Annotated in this window: 21 protein-coding genes; 9 read left to right on the top strand and 12 right to left on the bottom strand. The window is 71.3% G+C overall.

The window, feature by feature from the left end:
• Nucleotides 1-171 precede the first annotated feature (171 nt).
• Both AC4D12_RS12280 and AC4D12_RS12285 read left to right on the top strand, forming a co-directional pair.
• Nucleotides 172-1,803 (top strand): dolichyl-phosphate-mannose--protein mannosyltransferase, encoded by a 1,632-nt coding sequence (locus AC4D12_RS12280; protein ID WP_490950221.1) that lies wholly within the window; start codon nucleotides 172-174, stop codon nucleotides 1,801-1,803.
• Between the two features lie 85 nt (nucleotides 1,804-1,888).
• Nucleotides 1,889-3,787: an AMP-dependent synthetase/ligase gene (locus AC4D12_RS12285; protein ID WP_490950222.1), complete on the top strand. Its 1,899-nt coding sequence runs from the start codon at nucleotides 1,889-1,891 to the stop codon at nucleotides 3,785-3,787.
• Between the two features lie 78 nt (nucleotides 3,788-3,865).
• Here AC4D12_RS12285 and AC4D12_RS12290 read toward each other — a convergent pair whose 3' ends face one another.
• Together AC4D12_RS12290 and AC4D12_RS12295 are read right to left on the bottom strand one after the other, a co-directional pair.
• On the bottom strand, nucleotides 3,866-5,269 hold the full coding sequence (locus tag AC4D12_RS12290) for a TIGR01906 family membrane protein (protein ID WP_490950223.1): 1,404 nt from the start codon (nucleotides 5,267-5,269) through the stop codon (nucleotides 3,866-3,868).
• A gap of 102 nt (nucleotides 5,270-5,371) precedes the next feature.
• A complete protein-coding gene (locus AC4D12_RS12295) occupies nucleotides 5,372-6,364 on the bottom strand; it encodes a stage II sporulation protein M (RefSeq protein WP_490950224.1) in 993 nt (330 codons plus the stop codon).
• A 160-nt stretch (nucleotides 6,365-6,524) separates the two neighbouring features.
• Here AC4D12_RS12295 and AC4D12_RS12300 point away from each other — a divergent pair, with 160 nt between their 5' ends.
• The gene (locus AC4D12_RS12300) at nucleotides 6,525-7,325 is read left to right on the top strand and encodes an RDD family protein (protein ID WP_490950225.1); all 801 of its coding nucleotides are present in this window, start codon (nucleotides 6,525-6,527) and stop codon (nucleotides 7,323-7,325) included.
• A 13-nt stretch (nucleotides 7,326-7,338) separates the two neighbouring features.
• Here AC4D12_RS12300 and AC4D12_RS12305 read toward each other — a convergent pair whose 3' ends face one another.
• The 4 genes from AC4D12_RS12305 to AC4D12_RS12320 all read right to left on the bottom strand — a co-directional run bounded on the left by AC4D12_RS12305 (nucleotide 7,339) and on the right by AC4D12_RS12320 (nucleotide 11,064).
• A complete protein-coding gene (locus AC4D12_RS12305; protein WP_490950226.1) occupies nucleotides 7,339-8,634 on the bottom strand; it encodes a L,D-transpeptidase in 1,296 nt (431 codons plus the stop codon).
• Between the two features lie 171 nt (nucleotides 8,635-8,805).
• Complete coding sequence (gene ahcY, locus AC4D12_RS12310) at nucleotides 8,806-10,305, bottom strand: adenosylhomocysteinase (RefSeq protein ID WP_490950227.1); 1,500 nt, start codon at nucleotides 10,303-10,305, stop codon at nucleotides 8,806-8,808.
• A gap of 64 nt (nucleotides 10,306-10,369) precedes the next feature.
• Nucleotides 10,370-10,564 (bottom strand): Trm112 family protein, encoded by a 195-nt coding sequence (locus AC4D12_RS12315; protein ID WP_490950228.1) that lies wholly within the window; start codon nucleotides 10,562-10,564, stop codon nucleotides 10,370-10,372.
• 113 nt (nucleotides 10,565-10,677) lie between these two features.
• Nucleotides 10,678-11,064, bottom strand: a complete 387-nt coding sequence (locus tag AC4D12_RS12320; protein ID WP_490950229.1) for a DUF3499 domain-containing protein — start codon at nucleotides 11,062-11,064, stop codon at nucleotides 10,678-10,680.
• 122 nt (nucleotides 11,065-11,186) lie between these two features.
• On the opposite strand from AC4D12_RS12320, the gene AC4D12_RS12325 reads away from it, so the two are divergent.
• Nucleotides 11,187-11,681: a metallopeptidase family protein gene (locus AC4D12_RS12325; protein ID WP_490950230.1), complete on the top strand. Its 495-nt coding sequence runs from the start codon at nucleotides 11,187-11,189 to the stop codon at nucleotides 11,679-11,681.
• Nucleotides 11,682-11,785: 104 nt separating this feature from the next.
• Here the strand turns inward: AC4D12_RS12325 and AC4D12_RS12330 are convergent, their stop codons facing one another.
• From AC4D12_RS12330 to AC4D12_RS12340, 3 genes are read right to left on the bottom strand one after another with little or no spacing between them, the layout of a single operon-like run.
• A complete protein-coding gene (locus AC4D12_RS12330; RefSeq protein ID WP_490950231.1) occupies nucleotides 11,786-13,720 on the bottom strand; it encodes a DUF5719 family protein in 1,935 nt (644 codons plus the stop codon).
• On the bottom strand, nucleotides 13,720-17,205 hold the full coding sequence (locus AC4D12_RS12335) for a glycosyltransferase (RefSeq protein ID WP_490950643.1): 3,486 nt from the start codon (nucleotides 17,203-17,205) through the stop codon (nucleotides 13,720-13,722). The genes AC4D12_RS12330 and AC4D12_RS12335 overlap by 1 nt, the downstream gene beginning before the upstream one ends.
• Complete coding sequence (locus tag AC4D12_RS12340; protein ID WP_490950232.1) at nucleotides 17,202-17,792, bottom strand: WhiB family transcriptional regulator; 591 nt, start codon at nucleotides 17,790-17,792, stop codon at nucleotides 17,202-17,204. The genes AC4D12_RS12335 and AC4D12_RS12340 overlap by 4 nt, the downstream gene beginning before the upstream one ends.
• A 276-nt stretch (nucleotides 17,793-18,068) precedes the next feature.
• Here AC4D12_RS12340 and AC4D12_RS12345 point away from each other — a divergent pair, with 276 nt between their 5' ends.
• The gene (locus AC4D12_RS12345; protein WP_490950233.1) at nucleotides 18,069-18,893 is read left to right on the top strand and encodes a TIGR03089 family protein; all 825 of its coding nucleotides are present in this window, start codon (nucleotides 18,069-18,071) and stop codon (nucleotides 18,891-18,893) included.
• On the opposite strand, the gene AC4D12_RS12350 is transcribed toward AC4D12_RS12345, so the two are convergent.
• Nucleotides 18,868-19,467 (bottom strand): GtrA family protein, encoded by a 600-nt coding sequence (locus AC4D12_RS12350; RefSeq protein ID WP_490950644.1) that lies wholly within the window; start codon nucleotides 19,465-19,467, stop codon nucleotides 18,868-18,870. The genes AC4D12_RS12345 and AC4D12_RS12350 overlap by 26 nt on opposite strands.
• A 269-nt stretch (nucleotides 19,468-19,736) precedes the next feature.
• Between AC4D12_RS12350 and AC4D12_RS12355 the strand changes: the two genes are divergently transcribed.
• The 4 genes from AC4D12_RS12355 (at nucleotide 19,737) to manA (ending at nucleotide 24,516) form a co-directional block, all read left to right on the top strand.
• Entirely contained in the window at nucleotides 19,737-20,912 is a 1,176-nt protein-coding gene (locus AC4D12_RS12355; RefSeq protein WP_490950234.1) for a 5-(carboxyamino)imidazole ribonucleotide synthase, read from the top strand.
• Nucleotides 20,913-20,961: 49 nt separating this feature from the next.
• Complete coding sequence (gene purE / locus AC4D12_RS12360; RefSeq protein ID WP_490950235.1) at nucleotides 20,962-21,465, top strand: 5-(carboxyamino)imidazole ribonucleotide mutase; 504 nt, start codon at nucleotides 20,962-20,964, stop codon at nucleotides 21,463-21,465.
• Nucleotides 21,465-23,063, top strand: a complete 1,599-nt coding sequence (locus tag AC4D12_RS12365) for an LCP family protein (protein ID WP_490950645.1) — start codon at nucleotides 21,465-21,467, stop codon at nucleotides 23,061-23,063. The genes purE and AC4D12_RS12365 overlap by 1 nt, the downstream gene beginning before the upstream one ends.
• A gap of 88 nt (nucleotides 23,064-23,151) precedes the next feature.
• The gene (manA, locus tag AC4D12_RS12370; RefSeq protein ID WP_490950236.1) at nucleotides 23,152-24,516 is read left to right on the top strand and encodes a mannose-6-phosphate isomerase, class I; all 1,365 of its coding nucleotides are present in this window, start codon (nucleotides 23,152-23,154) and stop codon (nucleotides 24,514-24,516) included.
• Nucleotides 24,517-24,579: 63 nt separating this feature from the next.
• On the opposite strand, the gene AC4D12_RS12375 is transcribed toward manA, so the two are convergent.
• Nucleotides 24,580-25,614 (bottom strand): lipid II:glycine glycyltransferase FemX, encoded by a 1,035-nt coding sequence (locus tag AC4D12_RS12375; RefSeq protein ID WP_490950237.1) that lies wholly within the window; start codon nucleotides 25,612-25,614, stop codon nucleotides 24,580-24,582.
• A 38-nt stretch (nucleotides 25,615-25,652) separates the two neighbouring features.
• Entirely contained in the window at nucleotides 25,653-26,678 is a 1,026-nt protein-coding gene (gene glpX / locus AC4D12_RS12380) for a class II fructose-bisphosphatase (RefSeq protein WP_490950646.1), read from the bottom strand.
• Nucleotides 26,679-26,752 lie beyond the last annotated feature (74 nt).

Here is a 26,752-nt window from a genome sequence, read left to right on the forward strand (position 1 = left end):
AGGTCGTCCTGCGCGTGAGTCACTGATCAAGCCTAGCTGCCCCCCTCCTCCCGCCCCTTCGGACGACCCTGACGTAACGCGCCCTCGGAACATGGCGCCGGAGGGAGCCCTCCGCGTGCCAGGCACGACCAGCGGGGCGTCCGCCCGGCACCTCGGGGACCCGCCGGTAGCATGACCCGTGTGAGCCACACCGCCGTCCGTCCCCGTCGGGACCGTCCGTCCGACGGCGCGTCCTGGGTCCTCCCCGCGCGAGAGGCCTACACCCGCGAGGCCCTGATGACGAGGCTCCTCGGCGTGGCGCGGGCCACCGGTCCGCTGCACTGGATGCTGCCTCTCGCCGTCGCCCTCCTCGCGGGCGTGCTGCGCTTCGTGCGCCTCGGCGAACCGGGTTCGCTCGTGTTCGACGAGACGTACTACGTCAAGGACGCCTACTCGATGCTGCAGTCGGGCTACGAGCGCGAGTGGCCCGAGAACGCCAACGACTCCTTCAACGCCGGCACCCCCGATGTTCTCCTCGACGCGCCGAACTACGTGGTGCACCCGCCGGTCGGCAAGTGGATGATCGCTTTCGGCATGCTGCTCTTCGGCTCGGACAACGCCTTCGGCTGGCGGTTCTCCGCCGCCGCCGTCGGGACGCTCTCGGTGCTCCTGCTCGCCGTCGTCGCGCAGCGCATGTTCGGCTCCGCCCTCCTGGGGGCCGCAGCCGGCCTGCTGCTCGCGGTGGACGGGCACCACCTCGTCGAGTCGCGGACGTCCCTGCTCGACATCTTCCTCAGCTTCTGGCTCCTCGCCGCCTTCGCGGCCCTGCTGCGCGACCGCGACGACGGCCGCCGCCGGCTCGCCGCACGTCTCGCGCGGCTGGCGGGGAACGACGACGGCGTGCCGGACCGCCGGCACCTCGCCTACGGACCGTTCCTCGGCACGCGGCCCTGGCGGCTCGTCGCCGGGGTGTGCCTCGGGCTCGCCCTCGGGACGAAGTGGTCCGCACTCCCGTTCATCGCCGCGTTCGGTCTCATGACCGTCGCCTGGGACATGAGCGCCCGCCGCATCGCGGGCGTGCACCACTGGGTCCTCGGCGGCGCCGTCAAGGACGGGCTGCCGGCGTTCGTCGCGCTCGTTCCCCTCGCCCTGGTGACGTACCTCGGGACGTGGACCGGCTGGTTCCTCTCGAGCGACGCCTACGACCGCACGTGGGCCGAGCGGAACCCGTCGGCCGAGTGGGGCTGGGTGCCCGACGCCCTGCGCTCCCTCGCCGAGTACCACCGGAGCGCCTACACCTTCCACCAGGGGCTCGGATCCGACCACCCCTACGAGGCGAGCGCGTGGTCCTGGCTCGTGGTGGGCCGCCCGACGTCCTTCTTCTACGAGACGCCCGAGGGATGCGGCACCGACTCCTGCTCCCAGGCCGTGACGGTGCTCGGTAACCCGCTCATCTGGTGGAGCGCCGCGGTGTCCCTTCTGGTCCTGCTGTTCGCCTGGCTCGGCAGGCGGGACTGGCGTGCCGCTGCCATCCTCACGGGCGTCGCCGCCGGCTACCTGCCCTGGTTCCTCTACCCCGAGCGCACCACCTTCTACTTCTACGCCGTGGCCTTCGAGCCCTACCTGATCCTCGCCCTCGTGTACTGTCTCGGTCTGATCCTCGGCGACGTCACCCGCTCCCCTGCGCGGTGGCGCCTCGTGCTCGTGGGAGCCTTCCTGGCGCTCGCCGTCGCCCTCTCGGCCTACTTCCTGCCCATCTGGACGGCCGAGATCATCCCCTACGGGGACTGGCGCTCACGCATGTGGCTGCCCAGCTGGATCTAGGGCCGCTCCCCCTCGAACCTGTCATGCACCCGCCCGCCCAGCCGCCCGTCCGCCTGCCCGCCGACCACGAAAGCGATCTCCCCCTGTGCGCGAAGCCATCACGGACCTCCTCGTCAGCCTGCCACCCGAGTCCAACACCACGGACCTGCTCCTGCGCACCCACGCGGATGACCCAGCGCGGCCGTTGTACGCCCGCCGGTCCGGCGGTCACTGGCAGGACGTCTCCGCAGCGCAGTTCCTGCAGGAGGTGCGGGAGCTCGCCAAGGGTCTCCTCGCCCTGGGCGTCGAGCCCGGCGACGCCGTGGCCGTGATGTCGAGGACGCGCTACGAGTGGACCGTCGCGGACGTCGCCATCTGGTTCGCGGGCGCCGTCACCGTCCCCATCTACGAGACGTCCTCGGCGCACCAGGTGAGCTGGATCCTCGAGGACGCCGAACCCGCCGTCGTGTTCGTCGAGGACCAGCGGTGCGCCGATGTGGTGGCCGACGCGGCAGCGCGCGCCGGCCGGTCAGCGACGACGACGCTCGTGCGGTTCGACCCGCAGGATGCGGCGCCCGCGGGAGGCGCCGCGAACGCGGCGGATGCGGGAGCACCCGCCCCGCCCGACCGATCAGGTCGGGCGGACTTGGCGTCGGTGACCGCCCGTGGAACCACGGTGTCCGACGAGGCGCTCGAGGCCGCGCGGTCCTCACGGGCGCTCGACGACGCCGCCTCGATCGTCTACACCTCGGGCACCACGGGCCGGCCGAAGGGCTGCGTCATCACGCACGGCAACTTCGCCCTGTTCGCGGTCAACACGCTGGAGTTCCTCCCCGAGTTCCTCAAGCAGGAGAACGCACGCACCCTGATGTTCCTCCCGCTCGCGCACGTGCTGGCCCGGGCGGTCCAGGTGGTGTGCTTCACAGGAGGCATCACCCTCGCGCACTCGAGCTCCACCGCCCAGCTGCTCGAGGATCTCACCACCTTCCGCCCCACCTTCCTCCTGGCCGTCCCGCGCATCTTCGAGAAGATCCACGCCTCGGCCGGTCAGAAGGCGGCCGAGGCCGGCAAGGGACGCCTGTTCGGGGCGGCCGAGCGGACCGCCGTCGCCTACTCCCGGGCCGTGGACGCCCGGGGACGCGGCGGCCGCGGACCCACGCCCGCACTGCGCGCGGCACATGCCGTGTTCGACCGCCTGGTCTACCCGAAGCTCCGCGCGGTCTTCGGCGGCGACGTCCGGTACACGGTCTCCGGCGCCAGCCCGCTCAACGCCCACCTCGCACACTTCTTCCGGGGTGCGGGCATCATGATCCAGGAGGGGTACGGGCTCACGGAGAGCACGGCGCCCTGCACGGTCAACACGGTGGCACTCACCCGGGTGGGATCGGTCGGCATCCCCATGCCGGGAACGAGCATCCGGCTCGACGACGACGGCGAGGTGCAGGTCCGCGGCAGTGGGATCTTCGCGGGCTACTACCGCAACGACGCCGCGACGGCCGAGGCCTTCACTGCCGACGGGTACTTCCGCACGGGCGACGTCGGGTCCCTCGACGAGGACGGTTTCCTGACCATCACGGGCCGGAAGAAGGACATCCTCGTGACCGCGGGCGGCAAGAACGTGGCTCCGGGGCCGCTGGAGGAGACCCTCCGGGAGTGCCCGCTCGTGGCCCAGGCCGTGGTGGTGGGTGAGGCCCGGCCGTTCGTCGCCGCGCTCATCAGCCTCGACGTCGAAGCAGTGGCTGCGTGGGCGGCGTCGCGGGGACAGGCACCCCTCAGCTCGGCGGACGCGGCGACCCGTCCCGACGTGCTCGCCGAGGTGCAACGGGCCGTCGACGCCGCCAACGCGACCGTCTCGCAGGCGGAGCAGATCCGGCGCTTCACCGTGCTGGACACCGAGTTCTCCGTCGAGTCGGGGCACCTGACGCCCACCCTCAAGCTGAAGCGGGCCGCCGTCGTCGCCGATCACGGAGAGGCCCTGGAACTGCTGTACGGCACGGCGAGGTAGCACAGCAGCCCCGCCCTGCAGGCCTCGAATCGGTGAGGCGCCGACGCCGGACCCGCGCGGCGCGGCGCCCCGAGGTGCTCAGGAGGCGGCGAGCGCCTCGCGGGTGCGCTGCTGCATCGCTTCCTGAGCCAGCATCGAGCGCTCACGCCGGGCCTTCGTGGGCCAGGTGGTGATCAGCGTCAGGAGGGTCGCGCCCAGCACGAGCACGGCGATGGTCACGGCCGAGTCGGTCCAGAACTGCTCGGGGAAGAGCCGGATGAGCGTGTCGTCCACCCGGAAGGTCCAGGTGCCGTCCGCGAAGAACAGCGCATGAACCTGCGTGAAGAACGTCTCCCAGGCGATCACGGCGAGGACCGTCAGCGTGATGATGCCCGCGAGGGTCAGCACCGCCCCGGCGAACAGGGCCCGCCGGATGCCTCCCTTGTAGCGCCGCGCGAGGTACACGCAGGCGAGCACGGCGAGGACGAAGAGGACCAGGGCGATGAAGAAGGACAGCCCGAGGACGCTCTTCACATCCTCCATGTGCCCCACCTCGGATGCGAGGAACAGCGGCTCCCCCTCCGGCGTGCGCAGATCACCGAGATAGCGCGCCGGGGCGAAGTTGACCACGTAGTCCAGGGCGTAGGACCCGTACGTCATGCGGTCGTCGAGGGTGAACCCGAACCTGTCCGCGGGGAAGCCCGGCCGGTGGTACTCGAACCACAGGAACGACGCCGTCGCGACGGCGCGGACGGCGGCCGCCACCACGATCACGGGGAAGAACAGGGCCACCACGACCTGGAGGAACCGGGCGAGGGCGGGTTTGGCGGTTGCGGCGTGGTCACGCGCGGCGGCCCGCCGCGCTGCCTCGTGGTCCGGAGGACGCACGGACAGAGCCGCGGTGTCGGTGGACGGCTCAGCGGTCCCGCGCTCTGCCCCTGACGTCGACGAGTCGGGCCGGTCATCGGCGGACCCGCCGGCTGCGTGGGAAGCGCCGGCGGCTGTTGTTGCGCCGGCGGCAACTCCGGCTGCGGCGGTCGTCGCTCCGGCTGCCCCGACCGAGGGCTTGTGGGACGTGTCGGAGTCGGTGGTGGTGGGGACAAGTGGCGCCTCACTGCCCGGTGTCCCCGACGTCATGTCGTCCGAGGAGTGGTCGGCGGAAGCAGCGCGCTCACGCACGCGGCCGTCGGCGGTGGCGTCGTCGTCGGACCCGCCCGCAGCGGGGGTCTCGCCCACGCCGGCCTCCGGAGCAGTTGTCTCCGACGCCGAGTGACTCCCCGCGCTCTGCGCGGTCTGCGCGCCTCTCACGGAATCGTCAGCGTCGCCGTCGTCGTAGCGCGAGACGTCCGGCAGGGTTCCGGCCTTCCGCATGGGCAGGTGATGGCGCTGGGGGATGTCCGGGGCCGCGGTCGACGCCTCGGGTACCGAGCGCTCGGCGGACGCATCGGCGTCGAGCTGTCGCGAACCCGAGGTACTCCCTCGGGGATTGTCGCTGTCTACCACGTCGGGTTCTCCTCAGTCCTTGCCACGGGCGTTCTACCCACCTGGTCACGACCCTACTGGGCATGCACGGGTGAGGCGTGGAGACGCCCCGGGCCGGTGACCTCAGGCCGTGATGACGGCGTCTCCCCGATCAACGACGCCGAGGTCGCCGCGGTGCCCGGCTGCGGCGGCCCGCCGCCCGAGCACGAGCGTGTAGACCCAGTAGGCCGCGAACACGAGGAACCCGATGGTCAGCCGGAGCCACGCGGGCAGGCCGCTCGGTGTCACGAACCCCTCCACCAGCCCGGAGACGAGGAGCACCAGCACGAGGCCGAGGGCCACGGTGATGAGCGCACGCCCCTCCTCCGCGAGCGCCACGACCCGCGGCCGCCGCCCCGGCGAGACCCACGCCCAGAAGATCCTCAGACCGGCCGCCGCGGCGATGAAGATCGCCGTCAGCTCCATGAATCCGTGCGGGAGGATGTAGACGAAGAAGACGTCGAGGCTGTCGTAGGAGGCCATGGTCCCCGCTGCGATGCCGATGCCCTGCGCGTTCGAGTAGAGGATGTAGACCGGCCAGATGCCCGTGACCCCGAACGCCACGGCCTGCAGCGAGATCCAGGCGTTGTTGGTCCACACCAGCCCCGCGAAGGACGCCGCTGGGTTCTCGGAGTAGTAGTCGATGAAGTCCTCCTCCACGTAGCGTCGGAGGTCCTCGTCCGTCCCCAGCGCGGAGATCACGCCGGGAGTGTTGACCACCCACACGGCGTAGAGCGCCGTCACGGTGAGGAAGAGCACTCCCACGACGACCGTCAGCCACCGGATCCGGTAGAACGCCGCCGGGAGCGAGTGCACGAAGAACAGGGCGATGTCCTCCATGACGTTGGACCGCGCCCCCGTGAAGCGCGTCCTGGCGCGGGAGAGGCGCGTCGAGAGGGCGCCGGACAGCGCGCTCTCGGGATCGACCGAGCGGATGATGGACAGGTGTGTCGAGACGCGCTGGTAGAGGACCAGCAGTTCGTCCGATTCGGCGCCGTCGAGCCGACGGCGGCCCACGAGTTCGTCGAGCCGCTGCCAGTCGCTGCGGTGCACCGCGATGAATGCGTCCACGTCCATGCGCCCACCCTATAGTCCGGCCCGTTCCGCCTACCGCCGGCCGGTCCGGGCGCGGCGCTAGGCTGGGCGGGAGCGGCACGACGACGGCGCTTCGGCCCGTCCCGACCGCCAACCATCCGTACACCGTCCGGTCACCACCGGACAGCATCAGGGGGAGAACATGAGCACGGTCGTCACCGGCGAGGCCGTCGTCCTCGAACTGAAGCCTGCGGGGTTCGCCGCGCGCGGGCTCAGCATCCTCATCGATCTGATCGCGCAGGTCATCGTGGCCATCCTGCTCGTGCTGCTCATCGGCAACGTCTTCGGCGGGGTGCTGGACACCGCCCTGACCGGCGCGCTGTCGCTCGTCGTCGTGGTGATGCTGATCCTCGTGATCCCGGTGACCGTCGAGACCGTGACGCGCGGCAAGTCCCTGGGGCGTCTGGTGATGGGGCTGAGGATCGTGCGCGACGACGGCGGCGCCATCCGCTTCCGGCATGCGTTCATCCGCGGGATGCTCGCCATCCTCGAGATCTACATGCTCGCCGGCTCACTGGCGTTCCTCGTCTCGCTCTTCAACGAGCGGTCGAAGCGCCTCGGCGACCTCCTCGCGGGTACCTATGCGATGCGCGAGCGCGTGGTGGCGAGGCCGAGGGCGCTCGCGACCATGCCGCCGAGGCTGCAGGGGTGGTCCGAGACGGCGGACATCGGGCGGCTCCCGGACGCTCTCGCCCGGAGGATGTCCCAGTTCCTGGCGCAGGCCCCGCGTCTCACGCCGCAGGCCCGGCAGTCGCTTGCACTGGAGCTCGCGGCCGAGGCGAGTCACCACGTGTCACCGCCCCCGCCCGGTTCCACGCACCCCGAGGAGTTCCTCCACGCCGTCGTCGCATCCCGCAGGGACCGCGACTACGCGGCCATGATGCGGCAGCGGGAACGCTCGGAGACGACGGCCCGGAGACTGCACCCGCTCCCGTTCAGCTGAGGAGCCCTGCGCGTCAGGGCTGGTTGACCCACTCGGTCCAGGGCACGTTCCAGTCGCCGAAGCCGTCCCACACGTACATGGGCCCGTAGTCCGTGTTGAGGATCTGCACCACGTCACCCGCGCCGAACGTGTCGTAGAAGTACTTGGCGCCCTCCGGGGACATGCCGATGCAGCCGTGCGAGACGTTGAAGCTCCCGAGTGCCACCTGCGCCGCCGGCAGGGCCTCGTGGACGAAGGCCCCGCCGTTGCTGAGCCTGCTGGCGTGGTTGACCACCGTGGGCGGGTAGTACGCGGGGTCACCCGGCTCCAGCCCGATCGACTCCGCGGTGAACTGCGTGGACTCGTACTTCTCCATGACCACCATGTAGCCCTCGGTGGAGGGCCACTCCTCGGTACCGAGCGTCACGGGGAAGGTCCGGTCCAGCTTCCCGTCGAGGTACACGTTCAGGGTCTTCGTCGTGTTGTCCACGACGGCGAGACGCGTGTTGTGCGTCTTCACGGTCATGGTGCGGTCGGCGTTGCCGATCATCCCGTTGCCGAAGTCCACACCGAAGAGGGCCGTGGAGACCGTGATGGTGCTGTTGGGGGCCCAGAAGGCCTCCGGTCGGTAGCGGACCTTCGTGTCCGACAACCAGTAGAAGGCGCCCTGCTGGCCACTGGTGCTCGTCACCGTGATGGCCTTCTCGACGGCGTCGCGGTTGACCACGGGCTCGCTGAAGGTGAACTCGAGGGGCTGGCCCGTGCCCACGGTGGCGCCGTCGAGCGGGAACATCGCCGCATCCGCCTCGTTGGCGGGTTCCACGGTGCTGAAGCGCGAGGTGGCTTCCTGCCGCTCGCCGCGGGAGTCGAGCACTGTGTAGGTGAACTCGTACTCGGTGTCGAAGGCGAGGCGCTCCGAGGCCGTCCAGCTCGCACCGTCCTCCGAGAGCGCGCCGGCCACGGGCGTGCCGCCCGCGCGCGGCGCCAGTTCGACGGTCTCGAGGGTGCCCCCGGTGACGGCGATCGAGGCCAGGGTGGCCGGGTTCACCGCGAAGGCCTCGTCGGTGGGTGTGAGACCCACGGTGAACGGCTCGGCGGACGCCTCCGGTGCGTCCGGCGTCGGCTCCTCGGAGGGGGCCGTTCCGGGCGTCGTCGCGGTCGGCCGCGCGCTCTCCGTCGAGGTGGGCCCGGCCGAGAGGACGTCCCAGGGTGACGCCGTCGCGATCCCCACGCCGCCGCCGATCACGACGACGGCGGCCGCCGCGATGGCCACGACAGTCCACCCCTTGCGGCGTGCCGCGGTTCCGCTCGACTCCTGCTTCATGCGCATGTTCGCCCCTAGGTTCAGCTGGTCCCCAGCGATTTTACGCGAGGAAGGGGTGCGGGAACGTCGGCGGGGCACCGTGTGTTCACAACGATTGGGCTACTGCGAGAACTGCGGGTGGAACGGCGGGAGCCCCGCGCGCGGTCTGTCACGCGGGGGCTCCCTCTCCGACCTGGATCAGTAGCGGTACTGCTCGGGCTTGTACGGCCCGGCGACGTCGAGATCGAGGTACTCGGCCTGGCCCTTGGTGAGCTCCGTGAGCTCCACGCCGAGCGCGTCGAGGTGCAGGCGCGCCACCTTCTCGTCGAGGATCTTCGGCAGCACGTACACCTCGTTCTCGTACTCGCGGTTGCCCTCGGCGTCGTCCTGCTCGAACTTGGTGTACAGCTCGATCTGCGCGATCGTCTGGTTCGCGAACGAGTTGCTCATGACGAAGGAGGGGTGGCCGGTCGCGTTGCCGAGGTTCAGCAGGCGCCCCTCGGACAGCATGATGATGGAGTGCTGCTCCACACCGTCGGCCTCGTTCGCGGGGATGACCCACTCGTGGACCTGGGGCTTGATCTCGATCTTCTCGACGCCGGGGATGCGCGCGAGCCCGGCGATGTCGATCTCGTTGTCGAAGTGGCCGATGTTCCCGACGATCGCCTGGTGCTTCATGCCGGCCATGTGGTGCGCCATGATGACGTCCTTGTTGCCGGTTGTCGTGATGAAGATGTCGCCCTGGGCGAGGACCTTCTCGAGGGTCGTGACCTGGTAGCCGTCCATGGCTGCCTGCAGGGCGCAGATCGGGTCGATCTCCGTGACGATCACGCGGGCGCCCTGCCCGCGCATCGCCTCGGCGGCCCCCTTGCCGACGTCGCCGTAGCCGCAGACGACGGCGACCTTGCCGCCGATCAGGACATCCGTGGCGCGGTTGAGGCCGTCGGGCAGCGAGTGCCGGATGCCGTACTTGTTGTCGAACTTGGACTTCGTGACGGAGTCGTTCACGTTGATGGCGGGGAAGAGCAGCTTGCCCTGCGCCGCGAGCTGGTACAGGCGGTGGACGCCCGTGGTGGTCTCCTCGGTGACGCCCTTGATCCCTGCGGCGATCGTGGTCCACTTCTGGGGCTCGGACTCGAGGGTCGCGCGGACGGTGTCGAGGAAGACCGTGTACTCGTGCGAGTAGTCCGCGTCACCCTCCTGGGGGTTCGTCGGAACCGCCCCGAGTGCCTCGAACTCGGCACCCTTGTGCACGAGCATCGTGGCGTCCCCGCCGTCGTCGAGGATCATGTTGGGGCCGAGACCCTGGGCCTGGCCGGGCCACGTGAGGATCTGCGTGGCGGTCCACCAGTAGTCCTCGAGCGTCTCGTTCTTCCACGCGAACACGGGGACGCCCGCGGGCTCCTCGACCGTGCCCGTGCCGACCACCACGGCCGCGGCGGCTTCGTCCTGGGTCGAGAAGATGTTGCAGGACGCCCACCGCACCTCGGCTCCGAGGGCCGTCAGCGTCTCGATGAGCACGGCGGTCTGCACCGTCATGTGCAGCGAACCGGCGATGCGCGCTCCGGCGAGCGGCTGCGCGTCGGCGTACTCGCGGCGGAGGGACATCAGGCCCGGCATCTCGTGCTCCGCGAGCCGGATCTGGTGTCGGCCCGCCTCGGCGAGGGAGAGATCGGCAACTTTGTAGTCGAACGTCATGGTCAGCTGATCCTTGGTGTCGGGGTGGGAGGTGATGCTCGTGCCTCGGGTGGTGCCGGTCCGGTCAGGACGTCGGACGGGCACCCTCGAGGAGTTCGGTGCGGAGGAGCACGGGGATGCCCTCGTCGAGGGTGTAGGTCAAGGGTGTGCCGTCGGGGCCGTCGGCCCGGGAGGTGAGAATGTCACCGTTCTCGATCAGGGGCGACCCCGTGACCGGGCAGCGGAGGACGTCGAGCAGACGTGCTGGGAGGTGGGCCATGAGTCAGCTTCCGGTCGGGTGGCGGCGGCGTTGGTGCGGTCGATTCTATCGCGGAGGATACGCGGCCCGTGGCCCCGGGGGTCAGGTAACGCGGGCGTCAGGTGACGCGGGCGTCAGGTATCGCGCAGGATGCGCAGATGCCCGCGCCGCGGACCGGTGACGCCCGCAGGTGGTTCCATGGGCGCCCGGACGCCCCGCTGACCCTGGGCCGGCTGCTCGACGGCGGGCTCCGCTGCTGCTTCGCGGACGGCGTCGGCGAGGGCGAGGAGATCGTCGGAGTTGTGCTCGGGTGGCGCGTCGGGAAGGGCGAGGCGGAGGACCTCCCACCCCCGCGGTACGGTCAGGCGCTCCGCGTGGATGGTGCAGAGGTCGTAGGTGTGCGGCTCCGCGTACGTGGCGAGCGGGCCGAGGACGGCGGTCGAGTCCCCGTACACATAGGTGAGCGTCGCCACCGCCGGCCGCTGGCAGGCAGATCTGGAGCATTGACGGAGGGATCCCACGAGCAGAAAGCCTACCGGTCCGGCCTCCTACCCTCCGTCAGGCAGGACCGGACGAGGAGTCACCGGTGATCGTGGCGACATCGGGCGTGCGGCTCGAGAGGTCCAAGGCTTAGAGTCGATGCATGCAGGATGGCAGCACCTTCTCGATCGAGCTCGACGACCCCGCGTCGGACGGCTCACGCCCCACGCGGTCGTTCTACGAGCGACGCCGTAATCGGCGCGGGCGCGGCATGCGGGGAGAACTGCTGCCACAGCACCTTCCCGGCTCCCGCTCGCGGTCCGAGCAGTTCGACGACTGGGTGATGGAATCGGCCCAGCGGCTCGAACGCCTGTGGGGCGAACGGATCCAGGACGTGCAGATCATGGTGCAGGAGATCCCGGACGGCCTCGAGGACATGACGGCGGACACGCTGCGCGGGCTCCTGGGTTCCTGCTCCCCCGCCACGCCGGGCCGCCCTGCGACCATAACCGTGTACCGGCACCCAGTCCTCATGGCAGCGCGCAACGCGGTACCCGTCAACGAACTGGTGCACGACGTCGTCGTGGAGCAGACCGCGGAACTCATGGGGCTGGCACCCGAGGCCGTCGATCCCGCCTACGGTCGCTCGCAGGCGTGACTCACCACTCCTGATCCTGCGCAGCGGACGGGATCCAGAGCGGTCCAGTCCTGACGCCTGCGGGTGTCAGCGCACGAGCGCTCGGGCCCTGCGAGAGTCCGGGGTCAGAAGCCGAGGTCGATCGGGATGCTCTGGGGACCCGTGACCGCCGGCGGCACCGTGGTGACAGAGACCCCCGCCGTGTTCCCGGGGAGCGTGAGGACCTGTGCGCCGTACGCCGGATCGCCCGTGGCGTCGATCAGGACACCCACGGGTTCGGCCCCGAGGGCCTGCCGTGGCACCGAGACACTCGTGCCTCCGGCGATACCGATCACGACGGTCGCGCCGAGCGTCCCGTCTGCTGCGACGGGGGTCAGCGTCACTTCCGCCCTCCCCGTCGGCACCCCGAGGACGAGGGCTGCGTCCGCCCCCTCCGCCAGGGCCACCGCGTGATCGCTCCCGAGCCTGCTCGCGGAGGGCACGCCGCCGAGATCCACGGGCTGGCCGACGTCGATCCCGCGGGTCACCCTCGCCGACGCGACGACGGACACGTCGGAGGTGACCGCGACCGTGTAGCTGCCCTCCGGCAGCGCGTCCAGCGCGACGGCGGTGACCGAACCGGCGGCGGCGGACACCACTCCCCCGCCCGGCAGCTCCATCTCGCCGTCACGGCCGTACACCTTGATGTCGAGCACCGCGTCCGTGGAACCCGGGACGAGCACCTGGAGTTGAGGCGTCACGGCCGCATATCCCTCCTGCTCGCGGATGCGACGCGCGTCCGCCGCGCTCTGCACGACGACGCCGGGCACCACCTGCGTGGTGCCTGCGGGAGCGCTCGGCGAGAGCAGGTCCACCCCGCCCGGCGTGAGACCGCGGAGCACGCTCTGCTGGATCACGGCCGAGACCCGACCGCCGTCGCTGCGGACCCGCACGGCCACGAGCTCCTGCGGACCCGTGAGCCCGGCGAGCACGAGCTGCCGTGTGCCGCCCGGTGCCACGAGCAGTCCGCGGGAGCCGGCCGCGTCGATCGGCCCGCCCGGCCCGTAGAGCTCGAGGGCCACGGTGGCGGGTGTGCCGGTGGGATTGGTCAGCGTGAGGATGGCGGACTGGCCGACGGTCGTCGACGCACCGACGAGCCAGAGGTCGCTGGACGGGAGCTGGCAGCTCGTCGCGGCGAGGCCGCGCAGATCACCCTCGCCGGCCGTGTACGTGCTGGTGGCGGCAGCCGGTGGCGTCAGGCCCCCGAGAGGCTGCGCGCGGAACACCGTGGGGGCATCGACGGCCACCGCGCGGGCCACGGCCCCGATCCTCGTGGTCAATCCGGTGTCCGTACTGCTGGCCGGCGCGTCCAGCCCGATCCCTGACTCTTCGCTGAACTCCCTGAGTTGTGCGAGTGGGGCCCCGCCGCCGAGCGGCAGGAGACCGCTGCCGGGTACCGTCGCGCTGAGATCGCTGAGGACCATCGCCGAGACGTTCGTCCGCGCCGACGGTGACGCCGTGCTGAACTCCGGGTCCTCGCCCTCCACGGCGGGCTCGAACAGGCGCGGAGGCCCGGGGCAGACGGCGGTGTAGTCGCCCGCGGGTACCACCGCGACGGGCACGGCGACCTCGGTGTCCGCCGGGGTCGCCCAGGTGTCGGTGACCGCTCCCGAGGCGACGGCGGCCGTGGCACCGAGGAGCAGGACACCGGTTGCAGCGCCGACGACGGTGCGCAGCCGGGACGTACCGCCGACCCCCGTTCCGCCGGCGCGGTCGCGCGCGACGGCACGGGCTGCGACGGCAGCATCCTGCGCCGGGGCATGGGCCGAGCCGTCGGGAGGGGTTGCAGCCTCCGGTGACTCGGAGACCTGCACCGGCTCAATGGCCTGTGCCGGCTCGTGAAGCTCGTTCTCCTGTTCCGAGGCCGTCGGCTCAACGGGGTCGGTCGGCCCTGTGAGCTCGTGCTGCTGTGCCGACTCGGTCGACCCGGTCACCTCTGCGCGCTCGGTCGACTCACTGGGCTCCTTCACCTCGGCCGTGGCCTGCGCTTCGTCCGGTCTGTTCTTCCGTCTCCACCTCATCAGGGGTGTCCTCCGCTCCCAACCGGTTGCTCGCGGTGAGGCCCCGATGCGCCGTCGCCGTCGATGGGCACGTCAGGCTCCGACCGACGCGCGGGCTGCGCGCGCTGATGCCTACGCTGCGCGGTTGCGCCGGCTGGTCCCGGCGCGCCCCCGTGTGCTGCTCCAGCACGCGCTGTTCGCGTGCGCACCACCGGTCGACGCGCGGGGATGGGGATGGCGAGCAGGGCGGTCAACGCGAGAACGGCGATCTGCACGGCTTCGACCCAGGGCTGGTACGGGCTGAGGTAGCTCACGCGCACGGTACCCGCGTCGGGAGGGAGCACGAACGCCTGCTGCCAGCCGTCGGGCACCGGCTCGAGCCGCTCGCCGTCGAGCGTCGCCTGCCAACCCTCGTCCGCCGTCTCGGCGAGCACGAGCATCCGGCCCTCCGCACCTGCCGGAACCGTCCCCTCGGCCGAGAGTTCCTGCGAGGGGATCACAGACACGGTGGCGCCGTCGGCGTCGGTCACGCGGACCCTCGCCGTCCGCGCCCCGGCGTCCTCCGTGCCGTCGTCGAGCGTGGCAGGGACCACGCGCCAGAGGCGACCGGAATCGGTGTCGCCCACCGAGGTGAGGCCGGGGACGGAGTCGATGCGCCCACTGAGGAGTTCACCCGCGGCCTCCGACTGGCGGAGGACCACGAATCCGACGCCGAGATCGCGCAGTTCGGTGCGCGGGTCCGCTCCGGTGGCACCGACGATCACGGCGACGGTGCTCCGCAGGATCCGCGACGCCTCGTCGTCCGCGCGGACACCTGCCGGGCTCGAGGCGTCGACCTGGCGCGCTGCATAGAGCGGGTTCAGGGCGTCGAGCGTGGTGCCGGAACCGCGCATGAGTGAAGCTTCGACGTCGTCCTCGTCGTCGACCGTGATGACGAGGGTCCGCGTCTGCTCCGGTCCGGTCCCGCGGTCCGACGCCGTCGCGGGCAGCGGCCGCTCGGCGACGGGCCGCAGCGCGACGTCCGTCCCCAGGTCCGTGGTGGACGGCGCGGCCGTCGGCGGTGCATCGGTGGCGGTCGCGCCGGGCAGCAGCACGGGCTCCGCGATCACGGAGGTCGACTCGGTGACCTGCGGAACGACCCACAGCCCGAGGCTGAGCACGGGACCGGCCAGCAGGGCAGCGCCGCCGGCCACGGTCAGGCCGCGACGCACCCGCGTGGCTGGAGGGCGCACCACCGGCATGCCCGACAGCGCGGCGGCGAGGAGCCCGAGGGTGGCCACGGAGACGAAGGGCCCCGGGAACACGCCAAGGAGCTGGGTGGAACCCACCGACACCGGCACGAGCGGCACCACGACGGCGAGGGCCAGCGCCGCGACGGTCAGCAGCCAGAAGGCGCGGACAGCCACCGATGCCGCTCCCCGGCGGAACAGGGCCGCGGCGGCGAGCACCACCACCGGACCGCCGATCAGCAGGGCCGCCGCGAGGGACCACGGCCCGGCACCCAGGAAGGCGAGCGCTGCAGGAGGAAGGAAGGGTTCGAACGCCACCGGGAACCCGAGGAGCTGCTGCCACGGAGCGGCGGTGGCGAAGGCGACGGGCAGTCCGTTCTCGCCCAGCAGGCCGCGCGGCGCGTCGAGCGCGGACAGGACGAAGGGCAGGTGCAGGGCGACGATGGGCAGGAGGGCCCACCACAGCGGCCTCGCCCGGCGACCGCCGATCAGCACGGCGACCACCAGGACCACGACCACGAACGGGAGGAGTGCGGGCACCGACGCCGTCACGAGTGCGAGGACCAGCCCGCCGGCGGCGGCAGCGGTCCAGCTGCGCGTGCCGGCAACCCCGGGGGCCGCCACACCGTCGGGGAGCGGTCGGGTAGGGCGGGCTCCGCCCACGGCGCGCACCACCGCCAGGAGGGCGAGCGGCAGGAGGACGTGCGCCACGAGGGCGCCGAGCCGGCCGCTGCCGAGCGCCACCTGCAGCACCGGAGCGGCGCCCCAGGCGAGTGCCGCCCAGAGCCGCAGCCCGCGTGAGTCCGTCAGGGCTCCCGCTGCGAACCAGGCGCTGAGTCCGGCGAGCGGCAGGGCACAGACCACCAGCGCGACGACGGCGGTGTTCGCCGAGCCGAGCCCGAGGACGGAGAGGACCCAGAGCACGAAGGCGAACGGGGACCCGTGGGCGGCGAACCCGGTACCGAGGGTCGTCCACCAGGCCGTCGCGCTCTCCCAGACGGCCCGAGGGGTCTCGGCCACCGGCAGCAGTGCGCCCCCGGCCAGCGCAGAGGCGCCGACGAGTCCGTGCAGCGCGGTCAGGGCCGCGGCGAGGAGCACCACGACGGCGACCACCGCGCCGCCCCCGACCCAGAGACGCGCAGGCCCGGTCAGGGCCGCGAAGTCGTCGTTGCTGTCACCCGCGGGGATGTATTCCTCGGTGCTCCCGGTGGTCCGATCGGCCGGGTCCCGGACCGATCCTCGGGAGGTGAAGGCGTCGACGACGGAGCGGCGGTGCGACCAGACCTCGCGGCGTGAGGTGACGAGAGGCCGCACGATGGATCGCGGCCGCCTGCGGCTGCGCGCCGCGGACCGGCGGGACCGCCACAGCCGGAAGGGTCGCAATACCCCGGCCAGGCTGCCGAGCAGTTGTCCGGTGCCGTGGGCCGGATCCTTCGCGAGGAGACCGAGCAGGAGACGCGCGACTCCGCCGAGCACGGCGCCGACGGCGAGGAAGGGCACGGCGACGGCCGGTGCGTGCGTGAGCCGGAGACGGACCTCGGCGGTTCGTGCGGAGCGGGCGGAGGCGAGGGGATGGGGCCTGGCGGAGGCGTGCCGCAGAATTGCTCCGGGCACCACCACCACGCGGTGACCCGCGAGCCGGTTGCGCCAGCAGAGGTCGACGTCGTCGCCCACGCCCGGGAAGGCGGGGTCGAACCCGCCGAGCTCGTCCCACGCGTCCCGCCGGACCAGCATGCCGGCGGAGTTCACGGCGAAGACATCGCTCCGGGCGTCGTACTGGCCCTGGTCGTGCTCGTCGACGTCGATGAGTGTGAGGCGCTCCGCCCAGCGGCTGATGGACAACCCCACATCCACGAGTTCACGCGGGTTGTCCCACGCCACCTGCTTCGCTCCGGCGATGGTCACCGAGGGGGCGCGTTCGACGGCGAGGAGGAGCTCGGCGAGGGCCTCGGGCTCGGGGGCGGAATCGTCGTGCAGGAGCCACAGCCACTCATGCGCACGGTTGTCCGCCCCGTCACGGCGGGCGGGGATCTCGGCGACGGCCGTGCGGACGGCGGCGCCGAACCCGGAGCGGGCGGGCGCACCGACCACGGGGCTGCCGGTGGGCAGGTGGAGCTGCAGGATCGACGCGGATGCGTCGGTGGAGCCGGTGTCGACGCCGACGACGACATCAGCCGGCCGGGTCTGGCGATCGAGCGCCTCCAGGGTGTCCGGGAGGAACTCCGCGCCATTGTGGGCTACGACAACGGCGGTGACGCGGGGGTGGACCTGAATCAGACCGCTCGCTTCCGCAACCTGCGCCGCTCACGTTCGGACAGTCCTCCCCAGATGCCGAAGCGCTCGTCGTTCTCCAGCGCGTACTCGAGGCACTCGGATTTCACCATGCAGGACCCGCAGACCTTCTTGGCATCCCGCGTGGACCCGCCCTTCTCGGGGAAGAAGGCCTCGGGGTCAGTCTGGGCGCACAGGGCGTCGGCCTGCCAGGAGAGTTCTCCGTCGTCGTCGATGGTGCCCGGGACGAGGGGTTCGCTGATCCAGGAGGGCTGCACAGCGGGCGCCGGCTGAGGACGGAGAGCGAGCGGGGCATCCGGGACCAGCGTGATGCCGGGGTCCGCGAACGGAAGGACGAGGAGACTGCTCGGAGCCTCCGTGACCTCGGGGAGGCCGGCGAGTGCTTCGTGGGCGGTGAGGAACGCCGTGGCCTGGTCGTCGAGCGACGACGGTCCGCCCTCGCGGTACCGCTCACCGGCGAGGGGGTCGGCGGGGTCGAGGAACCAGTCGGCGGGAACGCCCCTGGATCCGTAGCGAGCAGAGGCCTGCGCTGCAATTTCTGGTCGTTCTTCGTGGCGCTCTGCGTGCCCCATGGTGTGCCTTCCCGGTCCTACCGTTCCAACATCAGCGTGGGCGACCCTCGCGCCCCGCTGCTGGAACGAATCCGATGACTAATTACACGGGTGTAAGTACGAAGCGTCAAGCCGCGGCCGGAATCTTATAGAGTCGGAATCGCGCGACTCCGGGCGCCACGCCGGAGGCACTACCTGTTCTGCTCGGCGCGTCGGAGCCGGTGCGCTGAGTGCGCCGTTCCCCGCACAGAGACCCCGCACATCCCCTCCACCGACGGCGACCTCCCAGGAGTCCTGATGCCCCGCACCCCCTCCGACCTGCTGGCCCGCATGCGGTCGGCGCATCCCGCCTCCCCCCGTCTGGTCTGGCACGGAGCAGACGGGCGGATCGAGCTCTCGGGCCGCGTGTTCGACAACTGGGTGGCGAAGACCTCCAACCTCCTCGTCGACGAGCTCGATGCCGTATCGGGCACCGCCGTCGAGCTCGACCTGCCACCGCACTGGAAGTCCGTCGCCCTGGCGTTCGCCTGCTGGCAGGTGGGCTGCACCGTCGTCCTGCCCGGTGCAGACGGCGGAGCGACGACGACGCAGCCGAACCTCACGGACCTGCCTGACATCCTCGTCACGTCTCGGGAGGTCCCGCCGGTGGATCCCCCGCGACTCCTCCTCTGTGTCGCCCTGGGTTCCCTCGCCTTCAGGTGGGACGGAACCCTGCCACGCGGTGCCGTGGACTACGCCGCAGAGGTCCGCGCGCAGGGCGACGTGTTCCTCGGCGACGGCGACCTCGGACCCGACAGTGGAACCGGACCCGACATCAGGATCCACGCATCGGCATCCGGCGGCGCCGAGCAACTGACGGCCGACGCCCTCGGAGCGCTGCTCGCACCGCCGTCATCCCTCGGAGCAGCCGGGGCCACTCCGGATGCTCCGGATGCTCCGGATGCTCCGGATGCTCCGACGACGCTCCTGGCTGAGCCGGGAACGTCACTCCTGCACGCGCTCGCAGCAGCCGTCGCCACCTGGGAGCAGGACGGGACACTCGTGCTCGTCGAGGAGGGCGTCGAGGTCTCCGACAGCATGCTCCGCGGCGAGCGGATCACTGGGATGCTGAGGCCCGCCTGACGGGCTGGGGCGCGGCGGTCTCGGCGTGCGCGTCCGCCGCGGCCGGCGAGGCGGGATCGGCCGGTGTTGCGGAGGTCTTCCCACCGGAGGGCTGGGCAGCGTGCGGGTGCAGGATCTCCTGGTCGTGGCTGAACTCGGGCTCCTGGTCCAGCTCCACGTTGAACACCCAGAAGCGGTAGGCCAGGAAGCGGACGGCCGTGGCGAGCACGGTCCCGAAGATGCCGACGAGGAAGATGGTGCTCGGCTCGACGACGCCGAAGCCGTACTTGGCGACCGCCACGCAGCCGGCGGCGATCCCCATGCCGATCACGTTGATGAAGATGAACATCAGCAGCTCGCGGACGGCGTTGGGCTGGCGACGACGGCGGAAGGTCCAGTACCGGTTGGCCACCCACGCGAAGATCGTCGCGACGCCGGCGGACACGAAGCGCGCCTTGACCTCGCTGCCGCTCATGGGCCCGTGGATCAGGTACCAGTACAGACCGTTGTCGATGACGAAAGCCACACCGCCGACGGCGCCGAACTTCGCGAGCTCGCGCCAGAACAGCGAGGCGAGGCCCCTGATCCGATCCATGAGTGCTGCCACTGACTACCTCCGCTGTTGAAGACGAACACCGTGCGCAGCGCACTGTTCGGAGTCCGGCCGGACGTGGAACAGCAGGGGCCAACCGCGATCGGGGCCGGCAGAGCGAGCCACCCATGCGGCCCATTGCGTGGCGTGTTCCTGTTATTTTACGACGACGCCCGCCCCTTCCGCGCGGAAATCTCGGGACGTGGGCTGGCAGGTTCCCGTGAATGGAGCTCCCGGCCGGTCCCCCGCTCCCCCGTGAGTAGGCTGTAAGGGTGACTTTCCCCGTAGTAGGCGTCGTCGGCGGCGGCCAGCTCGCACGCATGATGGCCGGCCCCGCCGTCGAACTCGGTATCCGATTGCACGTCCTCGCGGAAGGGCCCGCGGTGTCCGCCGTCGCGGCCGTGGCGCACGCGGAGGTAGGTGACTACCGGGACGCCGGGACCCTCCGCGCCTTCGCCGACGGGGTGGACGTCCTGACGTTCGACCACGAGCACGTGCCCGGCGAGCTCCTCGCCGACCTGCAGTGCGCCGGCGTGGCCGTGCACCCGTCACCGGATGCGCTGATCCACGCACAGGACAAGCTCGTGATGCGGAGCGCCGTCGAACGCCTGGGGCTGCCGAATCCGCGCTGGGCGAAGGTCCGCTCGGCGTCCGACGTCCTCGACTTCGCCGTCACGACCGGGTGGCCCGTGGTGCTCAAGACACCCCGTGGCGGGTACGACGGCAAGGGCGTTCTCGTCCTCCGCGGCCCCGAGCAGCTCGACGACGCCGCTACCTGGTTCACGGGTGCGGACCTGCTCGTGGAGCAGTTCGTCCCCTTCAGCCGGGAGCTGTCCGTCCTCGTGGCCCGGAGACCTTCCGGCGACGCGGCTGCCTGGCCCGTGGTCGAGTCCATCCAGGTGGACAGTGTGTGCGACGAGGTGATCGCTCCGGCGCCCGACCTCCCACCCGGGATCGCCCGGGAGGTGACCGCAGCGGCCCTGCGACTCGCCGAGGAACTCGGAGTCACCGGGGTGATGGCGGTGGAACTGTTCGAGACACCGGGCAGCGGCGCCGGGTACCTCGTGAACGAGCTCGCCATGCGTCCCCACAACTCGGGGCACTGGACCATGGACGGCGCCGTGACGGGCCAGTTCGAGCAGCACCTCCGCGCCGTGCTCGATCTCCCGCTCGGCGCCACCGACGCCCTCGCCCCGCACACCGTGATGAAGAACGTGCTGGGAGGAGCGAACCCGGACCTCTATGCGGCCTACCAATCAGCGATGTCCTCAGGTCCATCGGCTAAAGTTCACGTCTATGGCAAGGACGTCCGTCCGGGCCGCAAGATCGGCCACGTGAACGTGCTGGCAGGCCCGGGGGAACCGCTCGCCGACGTCCGCGCCCGTGCCACGACGGTTGCCGCCCTCCTCCGCGACGGTGACCACGCGCTCCCGGCAGCGCAGGATTGACCGACGACTTCAAGGGAGCACTGTGACCCACGCCCAGGTAGGCCTTGTGATGGGCTCCGACTCGGACTGGCCCGTCATGGAGGCCGCGGCGGCCGTCCTGGACGAGTTCTCCGTCCCCTTCGAGGTCGACGTCGTCTCCGCCCACCGGATGCCTGCCGCGATGCTCGAGTACGGCACGACCGCGTCGGAGCGCGGTCTGCGCGTCATCATCGCGGGAGCGGGCGGCGCCGCGCACCTGCCCGGCATGCTCGCATCCGTGACCCCTCTTCCCGTGATCGGCGTCCCCGTGCCGCTGGCCCACCTCGACGGGATGGACTCCCTGCTCTCGATCGTCCAGATGCCGGCGGGCATCCCGGTGGCGACGGTCTCGATCGGCGGCGCACGCAACGCGGGCCTCCTGGCCGTGCGCATCCTCGCGTCGGGCACCGACGACGCCGCGGCCACCCTCCGCCTGCGCCTCGCCGAGTTCGCCGACGCGCTCCGCGTCACCGCGGAGGGCAAGGGCGCCGCACTGCGGCACCGTGTCGCGGCGTCGACGGCGGACCGGTCGTGATCACCGGCACGGAGGTGCGCGGCGCCTGCGGCCCGGGACCCGATGGCTCGGGCCCGGCCGGCCTCACCGATCCCGTGCGCTTCCCGCAGTCGGCCTCGCCGGCCGTGCGGACGAAACGGGCCTTCGTGCTGATCGCCATGACACTTCTCCTCCCGGGCTCGGCGCAGGTGGTCGCCGGCGATCGCCGGCTGGGCCGACGCGCACTGCGGACCACCTTCGCGTGCTGGGGCCTCGTGGTGCTCGGCGTGGTACTCGCGCTGACCAACCGGACGCTCGTGGTGGGCGTGGTGACGCACCGCTGGTGGTCGTTGCTGCTGATCGTGGCGCTGCTCGGCCTCGCGGTCGCGTGGGCCCTGCTGTTCGTCAACACGCTCCGGCTGGTCCGGATGCCCCTTCTCGAACGGGGCGCGCGTCCTCTCGTGGCGGCATTCCTCGCGCTCCTCATGCTCCTGTCCAGTGGCTCGCTCGCCTACGGTGCCTACGTCCTCGGCGTGGGCCGGTCCACGGTGGGGTCCATCTTCCAGTCCGGCCCGGCCTTCGACCCCGCGGACGGCCGGTACAACTTCCTGCTGATGGGCGGCGACGCCGGCGAGGACCGCACGGGCCGCCGGCCGGACAGCATCTCGGTGATCAGCGTGGATGCCTCCACCGGCTCCACGGTCACCTTCAGCATCCCGCGGAACTTCCAGAACGCGCCGTTCGCGGACGGGTCGCCGCTGTGGGACGTCTACCCCGACGGCTACAACTGCGGTGACCCCTGCATCATCAACAGCCTGTACACGGACGTGGCACAGAACTACCCCGACCTCTACCCGGGGGCCTCGGACCCCGGCGCCGAGGCGATGATGGACGCGGCGAGCGGCGTGCTCGGCATCGAGGTGCAGGCGTACCTGCTCGTGGACATGAACGGCTTCGAGCAGCTCGTGGACGCCATGGGCGGTATCAGGATCGACGCCGGCGGCTGGGTTCCCATCACGGCCGCCGAGATCCCGGGCACCGACCCCATACGTCACTACCCGCCCGACGGCTGGATCGCCCCCGGCGTCCAGACGCTCGACGGGTATCACGCCCTCTGGTACGCCAGGTCCCGCGAGTTCGTGACCGACTACGAGCGCATCGCGCGGCAGCAGTGCGTGCAGCAGGCCATGATCGCGCAGCTCGACCCGGCCACCGTGCTCACCCGCTTCCAGTCCATCGCCGCCGCGGGGACGCAGATCGTGGAGACGGACATCCCGCAGGACCAGCTGGCAAGCTTCGTGGACCTCGCGCTCAAGGCGCAGGGGCAGGAGACGCGGCGGCTCACGATCGGCCCACCCGACTTCGGGACGCCGGCCGAGAACTTCGTGACCTACCCCGACATCGATCTGATCCACACCCGTGTGCAGGACATGTTCGCCGAACCTGCGGCGGCCGCTCCCCTGCAGGTCGAGCGGGCCGGCGTGACCACGCCCTCGGCCGTCCGGTCCACCGTGCAGCTCCCGGCGCAGGTCACCGGCGACGGCATCACCGAGGAATACCTGCAGGAGCTCGCGACGATCGGCGACGACGCGACACTCGGCGACCTGCTCGGGAACAACGGACAGTGCTCACCGGGCTGAGCCGACCCGCGTCAGGCCGGCTCCGCCACCCGTACACCGCACCGCACGTACACCGCACTACCCGACCGCGACCGCGAAGGACCCCACGATGTACCTCCTCGAGAACACCCTGCGGCCCTACGCGTGGGGCTCCGAGCGCGCCATCGCCGATCTGCTCGGCCGTGAACCCTCGGGCGGGCCGGAGGCCGAACTCTGGGTGGGTGCCCACCCCGACTCGCCGTCCGTCGTCGTGCACACCGACGGGACACGTAGGCGCCTCGACGAGGTGATCGGCGAGGACCCCGAGGGGCTCCTCGGATCGGAGGCCGCTCACCGGTACCACGGACGCCTGCCCTACCTCCTGAAGGTGCTCGCCGCCGACGCGGCGCTCTCACTGCAGGTGCACCCCAGCCTCGAGCAGGCGGGGGCGGGGTACGACGCCGAGGAGGCCGCCGGCGTGCCGCAGGACGCCCCGCACCGCAACTACCGCGACCGCAACCACAAGCCCGAGATGATCTACGCGCTGACCCCGTTCGACGCGCTCTGTGGTTTCAGACCGCCTGCCGAGGCGGCCACCGTGTTCGCGGAGCTCACCGACGCCGTCGCCCCGGGCACCGCCGCGCACACCCTGGTGGACGGCATCGCCGCGCGCCTCACGGTCGGCGGGGAGGACGCACTCCGCGCGGCGTTCGAGGAACTCCTCGCGGCGCCACGGGAAGCGGTCGAGGAGGTCGCCGCCGCCGTCCGGCGCCGCCCGGAGCCCGTCGGGGCAGGATCGCCGTCCGCGCACGGCGTGCAGCGCGACCTCGCGACGATCACCGAGCTGCACGACCAGTACCCGGGCGATCCCGGAGTGCTGATTGCACTGCTCCTCAACAGGGTGTCACTGCGTCCCGGCGAGGCCCTCCACCTGCCCGCCGGGAACATCCATGCCTACCTGCGCGGTCTCGGCATCGAGGTCATGGCCTCCTCCGACAACGTGCTCCGCGGCGGCCTGACCCCCAAGCACGTGGACACGTCCGAGCTGCTCGGCACCGTGGTCTTCGAGCCCGTGACGCCACCGGCCCTCGCCCCGGAGTACACGCTCCTCGACCAGGAGCTGTACCGGCCGCCGTTCGACGAGTTCCAGCTGCAGCGGATCGTTCTCCAGGACCCTGCCGCGGGCCGCGACCGTGCCGCCGCGGAGCAGGGCCGCGGGGCCGGCGACGCGGACCAACCGCTACCTCCCGGAGAGAGCGTCACCCCGGCCCATGTGGCCGTGGTGCAGAACGGCCCCGTCGTCGTCCTCGCAGTCAGTGGCGCGATCCTCCTGGACACTCCCAATGCCACCCTCACGGTTCCCCGTGGGGGCAGCGCGTTCGTGGGGGCCGGGGAGGCACCGCTCGTGGTCAGGCCGGCTGCGGACACCCACGGCGCCACGGACGGGCCGGTGCTGGCCTTCGCGGTCACGGTCGGTGGCGCACCCTCGCTCTAGGGCCGCCCGCAGGCACCCCGACAGCGCTCCCGCGCTTCCCTGACGGCAATCCGGACAAAGCCGTCAGGCCCGCCCTCCACGCACGCGGGCAACAGCCTTGCCTGCTTGGCTGCGTGCCACCTGCAGCGAGCGCTTCGCGAGCGGGAGGGCGCGGCTGAACAGGGGGTAGAACCGCGAGAGCGGCAGGTCCCAGGTGCCCGCGAGCTGGTTCTCGTGCGTGGCCCAGCCCATCTTGAACTTCGAGACGCCGTCGTTGAGCAGCCCGTTGAAGTCGTACCGCGAGACCCCCCGGGCCTTCATCTCCTGGATGGCGAACCACTTGAGCGCGTAGTTGGCCCGGAGGCGCTCGCCGGCCGCCGTCATCCCGCCGTACAGCTCGAAGGAGGTGGTCCCGGTGGTCGACAACCAGAGGAACGCGACGACGTCCTCCCCCTCGAAGGCCGCGTACACGGGCGACGCGTCGCCGAGGAGGTCGAAGATGTCGCGGTAGTAGGAGGCCTCGTGGATCCCGAACTCAGCCCGCTCGGCCGTCTGCCGGTACACCTCGAGGCATGCGTCGAGCTCGCTCCGCAGTACGCGGCGGATGACGAGCCCCTCGCGCCCGGACTTCCGGATGTACTGCCGGTGCTTCTTGGTCATGTCGGCCAGGAGCTCGTCCTCGGAGCGCCGCAGGTCCAGGATGAGGGTGCGGCCGATCAGGATGGTGCTGGTGCTCTGCCTCCAGCCGGCAGCGGGCAGGGCCCGCACCGCCTCGCTGTCCGCGTCCCAGTCGGGCTCGATGGACAGCGCAACGGACCGGTGGGCCGCGCGCACGTACCCGGCCACGGCCTGCAGGACGTCGACCTCACGCCCCGCAAGCGTCTGCGGCCCGCGCGGCACGTAGGCGAGGCTGCGCAGCGGAGTGGGCAGGGCCTTCAGCACCAGCTGCGCGGCGCCGACCACCACGCCGTCCTCCTGAACGAGCACGCGGTCGGCGCTCCAGCCGTGCTTCGCCTTCGTCTGACCCCACCCCCACAGCTGCTGCGGGTGGCCGCCCAGGCCTTCGACGGTGGCGTCCCACAGGGCGGAATCGGAGCAGGGGGACACGGAAAGACTCATCCGACCAGCCTATAGCCGCCCCGGGCCCTGCCCGTCGGTCACTCCTGCACGCGGGCGTACGTCTGCCACTTGTGCGCCTGGTGCTCGCCGTCCACAACGCGGATGGTGCCGGACTTCGAGCGCATCACCATGGACTGCGTGAGCACCTTGTCCTTGCTGTACCGCACGCCGCGCAGCAGGTCGCCGTCGGTGATGCCGGTGGCAGCGAAGTAGCAGTTGTCGCTCGTGACGAGGTCGTTGGTGGAGAGCACGCGATCGAGGTCGTGGCCCGCGTCGAGCGCCTTCTGCTTCTCGTCGTCGCTCGTGGGCCACAGGCGGCCCTGGATGACGCCGCCGAGGGACTTGATGGCGCAGGCCGCCACGATCCCCTCGGGCGTTCCTCCGATGCCCATGAGGGCGTCGACGTCGGTGCCCTCCCGGGCGGCGGCGATGGCACCGGCCACGTCGCCGTCCATGATAAACTTCGTGCGCGCACCGGCTGCGCGGATCTCCTCGATGAGCGGCTTGTGGCGGTCGCGGTCGAGGATCATCACGTTGAGCTGGCTGACCTTCTTGCCGTTGGCCTTGGCGATGAGGTGCAGGTTCTGCTTGACCGGCAGGCGCAGGTCCACCATGTCCGCGGCCTCGGGACCGGTGACGAGCTTCTCCATGTAGAACACGGCGGAGGGATCGAACATGGAGCCGCGCTCGGCGACCGCGAGCACCGCGAGCGCGTTGTTGATACCGAGTGCGGTGAGGCGCGTGCCGTCGATCGGGTCGACGGCGACGTCGCACTCCGGGCCGCTGCCGTCACCGACGCGCTCACCGTTGAACAGCATGGGCGCCTCGTCCTTCTCGCCCTCGCCGATGACCACCACACCGTTGAAGTGGACGGTCTGGAGGAGCGAGCGCATGGCGTCCACTGCTGCGCCGTCGGCGAGGTTCTTGTCCCCGAAGCCCACCCAGTGGCCACCCGCGATCGCCGCGGCCTCCGTGACGCGGACGAGCTCCAGCGCGAGGTTCCGGTCCGGCTCGTCGTCCCCGACGGCGAGGGCCGGTGAGAGCGTCGAGTACTGGGCATTCATGGCGTTCTTGGGCACGTCTATCCTCATCGTCGAAGGTCATCGGGCAGTGCACGGGCGCCTGGCAGTCCGTGATG

Source organism: Arthrobacter sp. TJ-266, assembly GCF_058269115.1.

Excerpts from the sequence above, each read along its gene's own strand:
- AC4D12_RS12280 (WP_490950221.1), top strand. The coding sequence starts at position 172 with ATGACCCGTGTGAGCCACACCGCCGTCCGTCCCCGTCGGGACCGTCCG.
- AC4D12_RS12295 (WP_490950224.1), bottom strand. The coding sequence starts at position 6,364 with ATGGACGTGGACGCATTCATCGCGGTGCACCGCAGCGACTGGCAGCGG.
- AC4D12_RS12300 (WP_490950225.1), top strand. The coding sequence starts at position 6,525 with ATGAGCACGGTCGTCACCGGCGAGGCCGTCGTCCTCGAACTGAAGCCT.
- AC4D12_RS12305 (WP_490950226.1), bottom strand. The coding sequence starts at position 8,634 with ATGCGCATGAAGCAGGAGTCGAGCGGAACCGCGGCACGCCGCAAGGGG.
- ahcY (WP_490950227.1), bottom strand. The coding sequence starts at position 10,305 with ATGACGTTCGACTACAAAGTTGCCGATCTCTCCCTCGCCGAGGCGGGC.
- AC4D12_RS12315 (WP_490950228.1), bottom strand. The coding sequence starts at position 10,564 with ATGGCCCACCTCCCAGCACGTCTGCTCGACGTCCTCCGCTGCCCGGTC.
- AC4D12_RS12325 (WP_490950230.1), top strand. The coding sequence starts at position 11,187 with ATGCAGGATGGCAGCACCTTCTCGATCGAGCTCGACGACCCCGCGTCG.
- AC4D12_RS12330 (WP_490950231.1), bottom strand. The coding sequence starts at position 13,720 with ATGAGGTGGAGACGGAAGAACAGACCGGACGAAGCGCAGGCCACGGCC.
- AC4D12_RS12340 (WP_490950232.1), bottom strand. The coding sequence starts at position 17,792 with ATGGGGCACGCAGAGCGCCACGAAGAACGACCAGAAATTGCAGCGCAG.
- AC4D12_RS12345 (WP_490950233.1), top strand. The coding sequence starts at position 18,069 with ATGCCCCGCACCCCCTCCGACCTGCTGGCCCGCATGCGGTCGGCGCAT.
- AC4D12_RS12350 (WP_490950644.1), bottom strand. The coding sequence starts at position 19,467 with ATGGATCGGATCAGGGGCCTCGCCTCGCTGTTCTGGCGCGAGCTCGCG.
- purE (WP_490950235.1), top strand. The coding sequence starts at position 20,962 with ATGGGCTCCGACTCGGACTGGCCCGTCATGGAGGCCGCGGCGGCCGTC.
- manA (WP_490950236.1), top strand. The coding sequence starts at position 23,152 with ATGTACCTCCTCGAGAACACCCTGCGGCCCTACGCGTGGGGCTCCGAG.
- AC4D12_RS12375 (WP_490950237.1), bottom strand. The coding sequence starts at position 25,614 with ATGAGTCTTTCCGTGTCCCCCTGCTCCGATTCCGCCCTGTGGGACGCC.
- glpX (WP_490950646.1), bottom strand. The coding sequence starts at position 26,678 with ATGAATGCCCAGTACTCGACGCTCTCACCGGCCCTCGCCGTCGGGGAC.